We start from the raw sequence: 14,498 nt of genomic DNA, 5'->3' as shown, positions 1-14,498 counted from the left end.
CAACAATAGCAGAGACTTTATTGCCCATTAAGCGGATATGTTCAGGGCGTGGGCCAATAAAGATGAAACCTGAGGTTTCTACAATTTCGGCAAATTCCGCATTTTCTGAGAGAAAGCCATAACCGGGATGGATGGCATCTGCACCTGTAATTTCTGCTGCTGTAATAATTGCAGGGATATTTAAATAGCTATCACTACTTGCACCCGGGCCAATACATACAGCTTCATCGACGAAACGTAAATGCATTAAATCTTTGTCGGCATCAGAATAAATACCAACAGTTTTAATGCCTAATGTTTTACAAGCACGGGTAATACGTAATGCGATTTCACCACGGTTTGCAATTAATACTTTTTGCAACATACATGCCCCCGTGGATTACGCGCGGTAGCGGAATAATGGTTGACCGAACTGAATCACGTCACCGTTTTTCACTAGAATCTCTTCAACAACACCGCTTTGAGTTGCCTCAATTGGGTTCATGATTTTCATCGCTTCAATAATACCCAACGTTTCACCCGCAGAAACAGTTTGACCCACTTTCACAAACGGCGCTTCACCAGGACTTGGTGCTGCATAAAATACGCCAACCATTGGTGATGTTTCGACAGCACCACGGGGTGTTTTAGCAGCAGGTGCTGAAGAAGGTGCAGCAACGGGAGCGGCTACTGGCGCAGTGGTATATACAGGTGTTGGGCGAGTAAGAGAGATAGATTGATCACCTTCTTTAACCTCAATCGCTTGTAAGTCAGATTCAATCATCAAGTCGATGAGTTTCTTAATTTTGCGAATATCCATAGGTGAGTATTCCTAAATCATGGTGAATTAATGGGAAGATTGTAGTTTTTCGATGGCTGTGTTGAGGGCATAGGAATATCCTTTTGCACCCAAACCACAAATCACGCCAACGGCTTTATCAGATAAATAAGAATGATGGCGAAAAGCTTCGCGCGCATGTACATTCGATAAATGCACTTCGATAAAAGGTATGGCAACGCCAAGTAAGGCATCGCGAAGCGCAACTGAAGTATGAGTAAGCGCAGCAGGGTTAATGACAATAAATTTAACGCCTTCGGTCTGAGCTTGATGAATACGATCTACAATCGCACCTTCCCAGTTGCTTTGGAATGTTTCTAATTGAATACTGGAGTTTTGGGCTTGGCTAATCAACTGTTGATTGATATCTTGAAGAGTAAGATCACCATAAACTTCTGGTTCGCGTTTTCCTAACAGATTCAAATTCGGTCCATGAATCACCAAAATGGTTGAACTCATTCTGCTTGCTCCAATTCATAAAATGCAAATAAGCTTTGCAAGATGTCTGCAAAGTTTGCTCATTATGGCATATATTTCTACATATTTTTTATAATTTGTTTTAATTGAAGCAGAAAGCATTTGCCAAAACTCAGCGCCTATATTGCAAACTTTGCTGAAAATTGGCAATGTTAAAAAATGACAAATTTTATCGTTTTTTCATCGCATACTATTTTAAACCGAATTGACGAAAACAGTTCATTTATTTTGTGTAACTGCCATGTGTGAATCATCAATACAAAGTAATTCATTCCATCGGGTTAGATAATGAGGTGAGCAATAAAGTTGCTTCATTTTCCATTGGGACTGGCAGGAATGATAACCCACTTGCAAACTTTCATTGCCAAATCGGTTTTTGATCGAACTTAGAGCCAACATCAGGTTTTGACGTTCATGAATTTGTTCAAGAGGTTGCCAAAGGTCATCAATATGTTGCTGGCGAGGATATAAGCCACAGAACATTATACCAATTTTGATATATTTTTTATTTTTATCAAATAAAACATCAAGTTGCTGTAAAGAAAACTTTGTTAAAATTAATAGATCATCTGTCGAATATTCCAGACCGACAGCATGTACATGTGCTTTTTTATAGGGTTTGGCTTCGATTTTTTCATACAAGAAAACTTGAATACAATGACATAGCTGTTGTTGTGACATGAGTCGTCGATGTGCACGATTTAAATGAAAAATCAAAGCCTGTTTAATTTGATTTAAATCGTTTAGAGCTTTTGAAAAACTTCGGGATGCCAGAATACGTTTACTTGGAATTTTTGGGTCGTCAAGTGAGATACAGGATTGGCCTTTTAGCTCACGGATTGTACGCGCAATAATCACTGAAAACTCTTTAGCAAGATAGTGTTCATTGGCAAAAGTTAAGTCATAACAACTATAAATATTGTAGGCTTGTAAACGTTTGCTGATTTGATGACCAATCCCCCAGACTTCTCTGGCAGGGGTGTTGATCATTAAATCTTCCAAAATCAATGGGTCTAATTGTTCTAAATAGCAAACGCCTTTGAAACTGGAAATTTTCTTGGCAAAATGATTGGCGAGTTTTGCTTGTGTCTTACTGTGACCGATGCCTATTGAGCAGGGTAATCCTAAACATTGTTCAAGTTTTTTAACAAGCTGTTGGCAGTAATCCTTGATATCAAATAAATCAACATAAGCAGTCAGATGAATGAAACACTCATCGATGGAGTAGGCCTCTGTATCCTCTGCATGGAAGAATTCTTGAATCGTTAAAAAAAAGCGCCGAGACATTTCTGCATATAACGTATAGTTGCTAGAAAATACCTGTACGCCTTGATATAAAGGATGATCTTTAATTTGATGCCACGGCACAGCCATTTTTATCCCAAGTGCTTTTGCTTCATTGCTTCTTGAAACGACACAGCCGTCGTTATTGGACAATACCACAACAGGTTGGGTGCTGAATTTAGGTTGAAATAATCGCTCGCAACTGACATAACAGTTATTAATGTCAATCAAGGCATAATATTGTCGCTGAAAATTCATCATGACTATTTTAGCTTTTTAAGGATACAGGTAATGATGCCCCAAACTTTTACCTGTTCATTTTCACGAGGATAGATATCTGGAAACTCAGGATTTTCGGCTTTTAACCAAAAATCATGAGGATTATTGCCATTGCGCATATAACGTTTCACGGTAAAGTCGTTATTGACCAATGCCAGAACAATATCTCCGTGTTCTGCCTCTATACTTCTGTCGATAATAATTTGATCGCCAATATCAATACCCGCATCACGCATAGACAGTGAATTAACTTTTAATATAAAAGTAAATAAAGGATTTTTAATCAGGTATTGATTTAGATCTAAAGTCTTTTCAATATCATCCTGCGCGGGTGATGGAAATCCAGCAGCAACCGATTCAAGTGGAAAAGGAATCTGAACCGAGCTTTTTGCTACTAGTTTTTGTAGATTGTAAATGGGTTCAATATCATCTGGATGACGAGGTTTTAGCCATGCTTTGACAGCATTGACTTTGGATTCAGGCACTCGCATAACTACTGTTTTTTCCTGATATTGGGCTTTTCGACCAGCATTTTCACGCTTACCACCGTGCTTTTTAGCTGTCTTGAATGGGATTTCATTCATTGTGATTTAGTTTGGATTGAATTTGTAACTTAATCAAGATAGCAAAAAAAACAGCATCGGGCTAATTGATAAAAAGAATAAAAAATCGAAGCTAAAATAATAATCCAACTCAAGCTGAGTCTTGTAAGTCAGCTTCTAGGTTCATTTTAGAAAAGAGTATGAGTCAAGCTCGTAATTGGAACGGGGAAAGGGGAACGGTATGGGTTATGCTTTATCGAAAAAGATAACCCACACAAAATAAGCTTAGTTTTTGATTTGTTCCTGAATGATTGGCCACAAACTTTGATGAGATTTTTTAAACATCAACATATGCCCAATAGTTTGAAAACCAAGTTGTTTTGGTTCTAGCTTAATCATCTCAGTCTTGGCATTTGGATATAAACTTAATAGATCTTTCACATTAATTTCTGTTGCAATCTCATCATCGGTTGCCCAAATTGAAGTCACTGGACATGCAATTTGATGATGAAAGTCATGATGTACGGTTTTTCCTATCGCATTTTTGACATAGCCTGCTTGACTACAAAATTCACGCCATTGTTTGGCGACTAATTTAGGTAAGTTTTCTCCCATACCAATAAATTGAGTTGCACCATATCCTTTGATCAGACTTGAAATAGGGAAGACAAAATTGAACATCACAGGTGCTAAAATCTTGGTCTTACCTTTTAACCCTTTTATATAACCTGTCGATCCAGCCACCGCGATCACTTGATGTACTTTTGCATACAATGGATTAATACCTAAAAGTTGACCTCCTGCGCTATGACCGAGCAAAATGACTTTCTCTGCACCTGATTTATTGAGTAATGTGGTTATTGCAGCGGGAATGTCCAGCGTTCCCCAGTCAACAATACTGGCGGAGGAATGATGTAAACTGCCATGTAAGGACTCTCCAATTCCACGAAAGTCAAACACCATCACATCATAACCTTGCTCACTTAACCAGCTTGCAAATGCATGATAAAACGATTTGGTAATGCCAGTCGCAGGACAAATTAAAATAGGATAAGTCTTAGCGGTTTGGGTATTTTTGGAAGTGCTATAAAACTGAGCTGCAAGTTGATAACCATCTGCACAGCTTATCCATAATTTCTCAAAATTTTCCATGATATGTCATTAAGTAATAATCTTGCTTTTACTTTAAACGAGTTCCAAAAAGAGACTTGATAATTTTATGACTTAAAAGTCAAAAAAATATGATATAACGGGCTTCCAAAAATAAACATAGAGATGGAATCTCATGATTTCTTTAGCTTTTGCGGTAAAAATAGGGATTATTTTTAGTGGTATTTTTCTTTGGGTGGGAATGCTTACAGGGGTTTGGAAATACTATCAAATTCGTCATTCACAACAATCACGTGCACATTATTATGTTGATATTGCGCATCGAAGCAGTCTCTTGTATGCACCTGCAAGTCTAATTTTAGCGGTCTTGGCTTTTTTTTCTGTATGGTCAGACATGCTGAATGTAATCTGTGTGATCCTGAATCTGATCTTTTTTAGTTTTTCAATTGGATCTTATATCTTGCATGGTTTTTTAAAAGATACCACAAACCAATTTCAAAGACCGCATAAACTTGGACAGTATAGTTTAGCTACATGGATGATGACTTTGGCAATGCTGGCTTTAATCGTGATTGAAGTGGGTGCAACCTTTATTTTATTACTCGGTTGTATCGTTCAATTTATTTAAGGGATGAAGAAGGAAAGGGCACAAAAAATGGATGATTACTCATCCATTTTCTCCATTTTTGCTTTAGCATGTTCTAGGCTAAGCTGGCGGAATTTGTGATCGACAAAAGCCCAGACTGAAAAAGCAACAGAAACTACCAGTGCATACATAAAGTATTCGGGTTTTAAATTGCCTTTTATCATTCCTTGAAATGCAAGCGTCAACATCAGGGCAACAGTGGTTATTCCATAAATGACTGTGTCTGAGGTCTTCAGAGCGTTAATGAAGACTTGCTTATTGAAATGTAATGATAACATCTCCATCCCTCCTTCTTTAGTTTGACTAAACATAATTGTTTTAGTCGGAATTAATATTACAGTTGTACTTCGAATTTAGTGGTATTTCAATAGGTGATAACACTATTTCCCAAAATATTTAGCGTATATATAAAATATATGATAGTTATTTATATTTTTGTAATAAATATAGGTATTACTATCAAAAATATTTATATATATTGCCGAATTAATTGGAAGCTCTTTACATCCTATGTATATTCAAGAGGAAAAGACATACGACTTAAGCTAAATAAAGCATGAAGTATGCCAGCTTTTTTGAATGTGAAACGACAAAGGTTGATTTTTAGCCTAAAATGCATTTCTTAAAAAATAATTAAAAATACGCGATGTGTGCGATGATTATTTGCAATGTATTAGTTTGGAGAAGATGGCTGATAATTGTTTTTATTTTGATAAAACCAGTATGACTGAATTGATACAACAGACCATGTTGTAGATGAGGGTTGTTGAAACAAAAATGCCTGTTTTGGGTAAAAACAGTGGCATTTTTATTGAGCTTAAAATCAGGTTTGGATAAAACTAGACTTTAATTAACAACAAAATAATCAAACGTTCGGTTTTTTGATTTTGTCGATCACAATAGAAATGACGAGTACAACAATAGACGGAATGAGCCAAGCTAAATTTTGTGCATTTAATGGCAAATCTTGAACGAAACTTGGAAGATGTGCTTCAAAACCAGCAACTTTTAAGCCCTCAAGAATACCAAATAAGAAAGCAATGGCTGTAACAGGTGCAACGACGCGAGCAGGTACATTCCAGTATTTCCAGAAAAAACTCAGCATAATGACGACGATAGCAGGCGGGTAAATCGCTGTTAAAACTGGAACTGAAATTGCGATCAGTTTGGTTAATCCTAAATTCGAAATGATTAAAGAAAATCCAACCAGAACAAAGACATATAGTTTATACGGCAGATTGGTTAACTGTGCAAAATATTCAGCACATGCACAAGTCAGGCCAATGGCAGTCACCATGCAGGCAATAAAGATCAGGATCGTTAAGAAGAAAGAACCAAGATCACCGAAAGCATGTTGTACATAAGCATGTAAGATTACAGCACCATTGCTTGCATTTGGTGCAACTTCATGACTACCTAGCCCAAGTTTGAACAAACTGATATATACCAGTGTCAAACCAATTCCTGAAATAATACTGGCAATGATCGCATAACGTGTTACCAACCTCGGCTCACGGACACCACGCGAATAAATCGCCTGAATAATCACGATACCAAACACCAAAGCGCCTAAAGTATCCATGGTTAAGTAACCATTAACAAAACCTTCAGAAACAGGATGAGCAACGTAATTGTTAATCGCAGGTGGGATATAGCCTGATGGAATCAGAAATGCAGCTACACCTAAAACAGCAAGTGCCGCAATTTTTAAAGGAGCAAGAAAACGCCCTACAGTATCCAAAAGTTTATTTGGATAAAGCGAAACTAGCGTTACAAATGCAAAATAAACAATACTGTAAATCAGTAAGCTATGACTGGATGTACCAAAATAAGAGGAGAAACCAATTTCATAAGAAACGGTTGCAGTACGTGGAGTAGCAAATAATGGTCCAACCGACAGATAGCATACAATAGTGAGGAGTAAGCTAGCGACTCTTCCAAGTGGTGAACTGATCATGGCAATCGAACCTTCCATACGGGAAAGCGCCATAATGGTAATAACAGGTAAGCCTACAGCCGTAATCAAAAATCCAGCTGCTGCTAACCATACATGTTCACCCGCTTGTTGAGCAACAATCGGTGGGAAAATAATATTGCCAGCCCCAATAAATAAAGCAAAGGTCATAAAACCAAGTGCAATAATGTCTGAAGTGCGAAGACTGATCATAAAATGGGAGTTTGTGATAAAAACATGCAAATTTTAGTATAAAAATAGGATGTTTGTGCAACTATCTAATCGCGTGCATGTAGATATATAAAGATGAAATTTACATAAAATTCTAAAGTGGTTAAATTAAACTTTTGAAAATAAAATCGAAATTATATTAGGTTCAATGCTTTAGCTGTAAATTTCAACAATAAATGCATATTTGATGAAGCATTGATTGATCAATAGTTAACCTAATTTGAGAATATATAAGTCTCTAATTAGAAATGATAAGCATTAAGCTAATATAAGTTTGAGCTTAAAGGGGGTATAATTCACAGAATCATAGAGGGGATTGCAATGCGAGCATCTACAGTTACCATCAAAACTGAACAAGATATTGAAAATTTGCGTGTTTCAGGTCGTCTGGCGGCGCAGGTTCTGGAGATGATTGCGGATCATATTAAACCCGGTGTAAGTACTGAATATCTGGATGACATTTGTCATGATTACATCGTCAATACCTTGCAAGTGATTCCTGCCAATGTGGGATATCATGGTTTTACCAAAACGACATGTACCTCAGTCAATGAAGTGGTTTGTCATGGTATTCCTTCTCCGACGAAAATTCTGCAAGATGGCGATATTATCAATATCGATGTTGCGATTATTAAAGATGGTTACTTTGGTGATACCAGCCGTATGTTTCTGGTTGGAGATGTTCATCCAGATGCAAAAAAATTGGTTGAAACCACATATAACGCGATGCATGCAGGTATTCAGGTTGTAAAACCGGGCGCAACCTTAGGTGATATTGGTTATGCGATCCAATCTGTTGCTCAGGCAGAAGGTTATAGTATTGTTCGGGAATACTGTGGACACGGTATTGGAAAAATTTACCACGAACAACCTAATATTTTGCATTATGGTCAACCGGGTCAAGGGATGGTTTTGCAACAAGGCATGGTTTTTACCATTGAACCGATGGTGAATGCAGGACATGCACAGGTCAAAGAGTTAAGTGATGGCTGGACAGTAATTACCAAAGATAAATCATTGTCAGCACAATGGGAGCACATGGTTGCAGTCACAGAAACAGGTTATGAATTATTGACACCGTGGCCAAATGGTACAGGTGCATATCCTGATATCGAAGTTTTACCTGTCACTGCGACTGAGTAAACGGTTTGTATACAGCTTATTTCGATCGAAATAAGTTTTTTTATTATCTGATACCCAGCTGCTCAACTAAATAATCAATAAATACCCGAACCGCAGGTAACTGACCACGACGTGATGGATACACGGCATGGAAAATACCATGGGGTGCTTTCCAATCTGGTAAAATTCGCACTAATTCACCTGTGCGGACATATTCACTCGCAATGGTATCGGGGAGTAAAGCAACGCCACAATTTTGACTGGCTAAATTGGCTAACATCAATAAGTTTGAAGCCATAATAACTGGATTTACTTTTACTTTTTCTTGTTGGTTTTCTTTATTGTGTAAAATGATTTGTTGATCCAGATGGTCATCAGCCAAACTTAAAACACGGTGCTGAGAGAGATCTTCGGGTTTTTTTATAGAGCCGTATTCATTTAAATAGGCTTGGCTGGCAAAGATATGCTGTTCAATGGTGCTGAACTGGCGTATCACTAAACTTGGATCATCATCCAGATTGGATCGAACACGTAGGGCAATATCAATGCCTTCATTAATCACATCAAAACGTCGATTACTAATAATCAGTTGTACCCGAATTTCGGGATATAATTTTAAAAAATCAGGCAAAATCTTGGTCAGTTGATTTTGTGCAATATCGACCGGAACGGTAACTTTGATCACACCACGAGGTTTAACACTCAAATGATCGACCAAGTCATGTGCAGCTTGTGCAGCATTCATCATCACTTGAGCATGCCGATACACATTCATGCCGATTTCAGTCACAGCAAAATGGCGCGAACTACGCTGAATCAGGCGAACCCCGAGACGTTCTTCAAGGTTATAAACACGACGGCTCAATTTTGATTTTGGAATATCTGTAGCTCGTTCGGCTGCACTAAATCCCCCATGTTCAACGACTAAAGCAAAACAATAAAAATCGTCTAAATCAGTGAGCATAATGGATTTCCGTTGAGCAGCAAATTTAATTTTTTAAGCAATACTGCATATTATACCCAATAATTTTAAAGCTTTATGTTAAACCTGAGTAAATAGCTCAAAATTATATGAGAGCTGCGGGCGGGTTTAGTAGAAAGTCTTTTACTTTTTTATATTCTTCAAGGCGCATAAAATCACGTTGCGTTGGCGATTTGATTCGGCTTAAGTCCATATTGTCTGCAAGATCAGCTAATTTAACTGTTCTTGCAAGTGAATTTTTCACGATTCTTTTGGCTGCATCCAGACGGCTTTCACCTTCTTTTTTGGTCAATGCAACGACCGCATCAATCACATTCTGACTAAACCCCAAAGTAATCAGATCAACAATCGTGGTATCTGTGTCTTCAAGTAGATCGTGCATTACTGCGACCATTTTCTGATCCATACTTTCTACATTTAACATAAGCCTTAAAGGATGTAATATGTATGGTTGCCCCGCTTTATCAAGTTGTCCCGCATGTTTTTTTGTTGCCAGTGCAATGGCTTTTTCTAGTGTTGACATGAAATCTCCATTTCAAAAATGTCGTTAATTCAAAATTCACACAACTGAGCACGTTTTTTCTTTCTATGATAATAAGCATGAGTGGAAATGAATAGCAATTCACCAAAGGTGGATTTTAAAAAAATTAGATGCAAGCAAATATTTCTATTAGACTACTCTTGACGTTATTAACTACATTTTAGAGTAAGTTTATGTCCTGCAAGCTTATCCAGCAGCCCGATGCTTCTGCCAATATTCTCTGTCCGATTTGTCAACATGCTGTCGTTGACTGGATGCAAGAGCAATATATTCAGCCTTGTGAACACACTTTATTTGTTGCAATGGACTTGGGTTTTGAATTTGTTGCAGATCGCTTTGAAGCTCAAATGACAAAATCTGTGGATGAGTTACACGAAGATCCAGACATGAATATTTTTACTGCGATTACTGAAACGTTATACCCTGCGGTAACGATTATCCAGACAGATTTAGGGGTTGAAAATTTATCGCGCTATGCAGGATTTAGTCCTCATGAGTCTTGACCTGTTGTAAGCCAGTTTTAGATTGATAGGTCTTCACTTCTTTCTCAAGCCATTCGGTAAATTTTAAAATCAGTGCGTTATTGTGTTGTTCAGAATAGACGAAATAATAAGAACGCGCACCGACTAACTTTAAAGATGAGGCAATGACCAGATCCGTATTGTTCAGTTCTTTCTCAAGCAACATTTGTGGAATGAGTGCTACGCCTAAATGATGTGTTGCTGCCACTGCGAGCATCGAAAACAGTTCATGACGTTGACCTTCCATCGCATAGGGGTAATCGTAAGCAGCGGCTGAAAACCATTCTTTCCAGATGTAAGGACGTGTGGTTTGTTGCAGTAAGGGTAGTTGACTAATCTGTTCAGGGGATAAGTCGATGCTGTGTTTTTGATCAATATGAATCTCAGGAAAATGTTTTTGGATTAAGGCTAAAGAGCAAACAGGTACAACTTCTTCTTGCATTAAGAATTGAATTTTTGCACCTGGCCAGTTTTCAATTTGTGATGGCGTTCCTGCATAAATAGCGGCATCAAAAATATGATCACTAAATAAAAAAGGTTTGGTACTGGTTTCAAGGTGGATGGTAATTTCAGGAAAAATTTCATTAAAACGATATAAACGAGGCAATAACCAACGGGTCGCAAAAGTTGGGACAACTCCTAGCTTTAAAGTTCCACCTAAACCTTTGTGCGACATCAAATCCAGTGTGCTTTGTTCAATGCCGAGCAAATAAGGCTTAATACTTTTAAAATATTGTTCGCCTGCTTGAGTAAGTTCTACGCCGTGTCGGGTGCGATTAAACAGCTCAATATTTAAAAATTCCTCAAGCTGCTGGACTTGTCGAGACACAGCACTTTGTGTAATCGAAAGTTCCTGCGCTGCGTAGGTATAACTTTTGTGCTTGGCAGCTGATTCAAAACAAATGAGTGCTTGTAGAGAGGGAATCATGCGCCTCATGGAATTGTCCTTAATGATGATTGCAAAATGAAGATATTTGTAAATCACATATATTTTGAAAGTGTACTCTATCTTTCTGTAGCTAAAAAAACCTATTTGCTTGAATTAAGAGTAAAACGTAATTTAAGTATAGCCTAAAATTAAAATAAGATATGCGTAAATGGAATGACTGTATGCAAATTTATCGTTTGCTGCTTTGACTGCGACATCGTAGCATCGGGTCAATGACAAACAAACAGGCTAGGAAAGCGATGAATCAAATGGTCGATACAGCTAAAAAATCTGCACGTGTTCACTTCAATTGGGAAGACCCATTCTTACTTGAGCAACAGTTAACTGAAGAAGAACGCATGATTCGTGATTCTGCGCATGCATATTGTCAAGATAAACTCATGACACGTGTATTGGAGCAATTTCGTCACGAAACCACCGATCCTACTATTTTTCGTGAAATGGGTGAGTTGGGTCTATTGGGGCCAACCATTCCAGAACAATACGGTGGCGCAGGTTTAAATTATGTCAGTTATGGTTTGATTGCTCGTGAAGTTGAACGTGTCGATTCAGGCTACCGTTCAATGGCAAGTGTACAAAGTTCTTTAGTGATGGTGCCAATTAATGAATTTGGGACTGAAGAACAAAAGCAAAAATATTTACCGAAACTTGCAACAGGTGAATACATTGGCTGTTTCGGTTTGACTGAACCTGATCATGGTTCTGATCCGGGCAGTATGATTACACGTGCCAAAAAAGTAGATGGTGGTTATCGTTTAACTGGCGCAAAAATGTGGATTACCAACAGCCCAATTGCTGATGTGTTTGTGGTGTGGGCGAAAGAAGTGTCTGCTGAAGGTAATGTTGGCGAAATTCGTGGCTTTATTTTAGAAAAAGGCTGGGAAGGACTTTCTGCTCCAGCAATTCACGGCAAAGTAGGATTACGCGCTTCCATTACTGGCGAAATCGTGATGGATAATGTATTTGTTCCAGAAGAAAATGCATTCCCAGACGTTCGTGGTCTAAAAGGTCCATTCACTTGCTTGAACAGTGCGCGTTATGGAATCGCTTGGGGTGCGATGGGTGCGGCAGAATTTTGTTGGCATACCGCACGTCAATATACATTGGATCGTAAACAATTCGGTCGTCCATTGGCTGCCAATCAGTTGATTCAGAAAAAACTGGCTGATATGCAAACTGAAATCGCATTAGGCTTACAGGCGGCTTTACGTTTTGGTCGTATGAAAGATGAAGGTATTGCTGCGGTTGAAGGTACGTCTTTAATTAAACGTAATAACTGCGGTAAAGCGCTAGATATTGCTCGTTTAGCCCGTGACATGATGGGTGGTAACGGCATTAGTGACGAATTTGGTGTTGCACGTCATTTGGTGAACCTAGAAGTCGTCAATACTTACGAAGGTACACATGATGTACATGCCTTGATTTTGGGACGTGCTCAAACGGGTATTGCGGCTTTTAGTAACTAGACTCATAGTTTAATTAATTCGTTTTTCATTTTTTAAATTAAATCTTGATGCTTAAAGATGCGCGCTATGCGTGTCTCTAAGCGGTTTTTGCTTAATAAAGACAATACAAAAATAGTCAGGGATTCATCATGGAATTTTTCATGAAGAAATGGCACTTTGCTTGGGCAAGATAAAACAACAATAGCAAAGCGAACATGGCATGATTAATCGATGAAAACTTAAGACTCATTTAGGAAAAATGAGGTGAAATAAAATGAACAATGATGTTCAAACCGTTACGGGAAATCTTCCAAATACATTAGCATCCAATATTGGAACATATGATCGCATTACCCCAAATACATGGAAATGGGCATTGTTATTTGCCTATTTCGCGATGGTGGTGGATGGCGTGGATATCATGTTGTTGTCTTATAGTTTGACCAGTTTAAAAGCAGATTTTGGTTTGTCGACTTTTCAGGCGGGCGCATTAGGTAGCGCATCCTTAGCAGGGATGGGAATTGGAGGTATTTTAGGTGGTTGGGCCTGTGATAAGTTTGGTCGTGTTAGAACCATTGCGCATTCAGTGACATTCTTTTCAATTGCAACTTGTATTTTAGGTTTTACACAAACTTTTGAACAATTCATGGTGCTTCGTTTTATCGGAGCTTTAGGAATTGGTGCGCTATATATGGCGTGTAATACTTTAATGGCTGAATATGTTCCGACTTCATATCGTACAACCGTCTTAGGAACATTACAGACCGGACAAACCGTAGGTTACATCGTAGCTACATTATTAGCTGGTGCAATTATTCCTGAACATGGCTGGCGTATTCTATTTTTTATTACCGTGATTCCAGCCATTATTAATGTCATTTTACAGCGCTTTGTCCCTGAACCAAAGTCATGGCAATTAACAAAAATTGCAGCTTTAAATCCAGAAAAACAAAAAACAGGACAACCAGATGTAAAACCTAAAAGCGGTAGTATTTACAAACAAATCTTCAATAACTTCAAACATCACAAAATGTTTCTACTCTGGATGACCACAGCATTCTTTTTGCAGTTTGGTTATTACGGCATTAATAACTGGATGCCAAGTTATCTTGAAACTGAAGTCCATATGAATTTCAAATCGTTAACCAGTTATATGGTGGGTTCGTATACAGCCATGATTTTAGGCAAAATTTTAGCAGGATATTTAGCGGATAAATTTAATCGCCGTGCTGTGTTTGTCTTTGGCACACTTGCCAGCGCAATTTTCCTGCCAATCATTATTTTCTTTAATACGCCTGAGAATATTCTGTATTTATTGATCACCTTTGGTTTTCTTTACGGTATTCCATATGGGGTAAATGCCACTTATATGGCAGAGTCATTCTCAACTGATGTCCGTGGGACTGCGATTGGTGGTGCTTATAACATTGGTCGTGTCGGTGCTGCGATTGCGCCTGCGACTATTGGCTTTTTGGCATCAGGTGGGACTTTTGCAATGGCATTTATTGTCATGGGGGCAGCCTACTTTATCGCAGGTGTATTACCTGGCTTTTTTATTAAAGATCGTCAGTACGATCCGCAAAAATCTTGAAATAAAA

The 14,498-nt window shown here is 38.2% G+C and carries 16 protein-coding genes; 5 read left to right on the top strand and 11 right to left on the bottom strand.

Annotated elements, in window-relative coordinates; translation table 11 throughout:
- From JR005_RS14965 to JR005_RS12085, 6 genes are all read right to left on the bottom strand, one after another.
- The coding region (locus JR005_RS14965) for a biotin carboxylase N-terminal domain-containing protein (protein WP_324064342.1) at positions 1 to 364 on the bottom strand (364 nt) is incomplete at its 3' end.
- 15 nt (positions 365 to 379) lie between these two features.
- Positions 380 to 799 (bottom strand): acetyl-CoA carboxylase biotin carboxyl carrier protein, encoded by a 420-nt coding sequence (accB, locus tag JR005_RS12105; protein WP_004989005.1) that lies wholly within the window; start codon positions 797 to 799, stop codon positions 380 to 382.
- Positions 800 to 826: 27 nt separating this feature from the next.
- Positions 827 to 1,276, bottom strand: coding sequence for a type II 3-dehydroquinate dehydratase (aroQ, locus tag JR005_RS12100; protein ID WP_004989003.1), 450 nt, complete (start codon positions 1,274 to 1,276; stop codon positions 827 to 829).
- A gap of 237 nt (positions 1,277 to 1,513) precedes the next feature.
- Complete coding sequence (locus JR005_RS12095) at positions 1,514 to 2,839, bottom strand: Y-family DNA polymerase (RefSeq protein WP_218665154.1); 1,326 nt, start codon at positions 2,837 to 2,839, stop codon at positions 1,514 to 1,516.
- A gap of 2 nt (positions 2,840 to 2,841) precedes the next feature.
- On the bottom strand, positions 2,842 to 3,432 hold the full coding sequence (locus JR005_RS12090) for a LexA family protein (protein WP_373865987.1): 591 nt from the start codon (positions 3,430 to 3,432) through the stop codon (positions 2,842 to 2,844).
- 252 nt (positions 3,433 to 3,684) lie between these two features.
- Positions 3,685 to 4,551: an alpha/beta fold hydrolase gene (locus JR005_RS12085; protein WP_126624365.1), complete on the bottom strand. Its 867-nt coding sequence runs from the start codon at positions 4,549 to 4,551 to the stop codon at positions 3,685 to 3,687.
- 133 nt (positions 4,552 to 4,684) lie between these two features.
- On the opposite strand from JR005_RS12085, the gene JR005_RS12080 reads away from it, so the two are divergent.
- Positions 4,685 to 5,137, top strand: a complete 453-nt coding sequence (locus tag JR005_RS12080; protein ID WP_218665153.1) for a hypothetical protein — start codon at positions 4,685 to 4,687, stop codon at positions 5,135 to 5,137.
- A gap of 35 nt (positions 5,138 to 5,172) precedes the next feature.
- On the opposite strand, the gene JR005_RS12075 is transcribed toward JR005_RS12080, so the two are convergent.
- Together JR005_RS12075 and brnQ are read right to left on the bottom strand one after the other, a co-directional pair.
- Positions 5,173 to 5,433, bottom strand: coding sequence for a hypothetical protein (locus JR005_RS12075; RefSeq protein WP_218665152.1), 261 nt, complete (start codon positions 5,431 to 5,433; stop codon positions 5,173 to 5,175).
- A 587-nt stretch (positions 5,434 to 6,020) separates the two neighbouring features.
- Entirely contained in the window at positions 6,021 to 7,322 is a 1,302-nt protein-coding gene (brnQ, locus tag JR005_RS12070; RefSeq protein ID WP_004997746.1) for a branched-chain amino acid transport system II carrier protein, read from the bottom strand.
- Positions 7,323 to 7,661: 339 nt separating this feature from the next.
- Between brnQ and map the strand changes: the two genes are divergently transcribed.
- Positions 7,662 to 8,483, top strand: coding sequence for a type I methionyl aminopeptidase (gene map / locus JR005_RS12065; RefSeq protein ID WP_218665151.1), 822 nt, complete (start codon positions 7,662 to 7,664; stop codon positions 8,481 to 8,483).
- Between the two features lie 43 nt (positions 8,484 to 8,526).
- Here map and JR005_RS12060 read toward each other — a convergent pair whose 3' ends face one another.
- Positions 8,527 to 9,426 carry a LysR family transcriptional regulator gene (locus tag JR005_RS12060; RefSeq protein WP_218665150.1) on the bottom strand — a complete coding sequence of 300 codons (900 nt, stop codon included), beginning with the start codon at positions 9,424 to 9,426 and terminating at the stop codon, positions 8,527 to 8,529.
- Between the two features lie 103 nt (positions 9,427 to 9,529).
- A complete protein-coding gene (locus tag JR005_RS12055) occupies positions 9,530 to 9,967 on the bottom strand; it encodes an HD domain-containing protein (protein ID WP_004988982.1) in 438 nt (145 codons plus the stop codon).
- Positions 9,968 to 10,158: 191 nt separating this feature from the next.
- Between JR005_RS12055 and JR005_RS12050 the strand changes: the two genes are divergently transcribed.
- Entirely contained in the window at positions 10,159 to 10,488 is a 330-nt protein-coding gene (locus JR005_RS12050; RefSeq protein WP_218665149.1) for a hypothetical protein, read from the top strand.
- Here the strand turns inward: JR005_RS12050 and JR005_RS12045 are convergent.
- Entirely contained in the window at positions 10,469 to 11,443 is a 975-nt protein-coding gene (locus JR005_RS12045) for a LysR substrate-binding domain-containing protein (RefSeq protein ID WP_218665148.1), read from the bottom strand. The genes JR005_RS12050 and JR005_RS12045 overlap by 20 nt on opposite strands.
- Positions 11,444 to 11,694: 251 nt before the next feature.
- Here JR005_RS12045 and JR005_RS12040 point away from each other — a divergent pair, with 251 nt between their 5' ends.
- The gene (locus JR005_RS12040) at positions 11,695 to 12,921 is read left to right on the top strand and encodes an acyl-CoA dehydrogenase (protein ID WP_004988979.1); all 1,227 of its coding nucleotides are present in this window, start codon (positions 11,695 to 11,697) and stop codon (positions 12,919 to 12,921) included.
- A gap of 253 nt (positions 12,922 to 13,174) precedes the next feature.
- Positions 13,175 to 14,491, top strand: coding sequence for an MFS transporter (locus tag JR005_RS12035; RefSeq protein WP_218665147.1), 1,317 nt, complete (start codon positions 13,175 to 13,177; stop codon positions 14,489 to 14,491).
- Positions 14,492 to 14,498: the final 7 nt, after the last annotated feature.

The organism is Acinetobacter sp. Colony158 (assembly GCF_019264745.1).
In the GTDB taxonomy this organism is placed as follows: domain Bacteria; phylum Pseudomonadota; class Gammaproteobacteria; order Pseudomonadales; family Moraxellaceae; genus Acinetobacter; species Acinetobacter ursingii.
This window is presented reverse-complemented; position numbering and strand designations above follow the sequence as displayed.

Coding starts and splice junctions, on each gene's coding strand:
- map (WP_218665151.1), top strand. CDS start 7,662: ATGCGAGCATCTACAGTTACCATCAAAACTGAACAAGATATTGAAAAT.
- JR005_RS12080 (WP_218665153.1), top strand. CDS start 4,685: ATGATTTCTTTAGCTTTTGCGGTAAAAATAGGGATTATTTTTAGTGGT.
- brnQ (WP_004997746.1), bottom strand. CDS start 7,322: ATGATCAGTCTTCGCACTTCAGACATTATTGCACTTGGTTTTATGACC.
- JR005_RS12045 (WP_218665148.1), bottom strand. CDS start 11,443: ATGAGGCGCATGATTCCCTCTCTACAAGCACTCATTTGTTTTGAATCA.
- JR005_RS12040 (WP_004988979.1), top strand. CDS start 11,695: ATGAATCAAATGGTCGATACAGCTAAAAAATCTGCACGTGTTCACTTC.
- JR005_RS12085 (WP_126624365.1), bottom strand. CDS start 4,551: ATGGAAAATTTTGAGAAATTATGGATAAGCTGTGCAGATGGTTATCAA.
- accB (WP_004989005.1), bottom strand. CDS start 799: ATGGATATTCGCAAAATTAAGAAACTCATCGACTTGATGATTGAATCT.
- JR005_RS12050 (WP_218665149.1), top strand. CDS start 10,159: ATGTCCTGCAAGCTTATCCAGCAGCCCGATGCTTCTGCCAATATTCTC.
- JR005_RS12095 (WP_218665154.1), bottom strand. CDS start 2,839: ATGATGAATTTTCAGCGACAATATTATGCCTTGATTGACATTAATAAC.
- JR005_RS12075 (WP_218665152.1), bottom strand. CDS start 5,433: ATGTTATCATTACATTTCAATAAGCAAGTCTTCATTAACGCTCTGAAG.
- aroQ (WP_004989003.1), bottom strand. CDS start 1,276: ATGAGTTCAACCATTTTGGTGATTCATGGACCGAATTTGAATCTGTTA.
- JR005_RS12035 (WP_218665147.1), top strand. CDS start 13,175: ATGAACAATGATGTTCAAACCGTTACGGGAAATCTTCCAAATACATTA.
- JR005_RS12055 (WP_004988982.1), bottom strand. CDS start 9,967: ATGTCAACACTAGAAAAAGCCATTGCACTGGCAACAAAAAAACATGCG.
- JR005_RS12060 (WP_218665150.1), bottom strand. CDS start 9,426: ATGCTCACTGATTTAGACGATTTTTATTGTTTTGCTTTAGTCGTTGAA.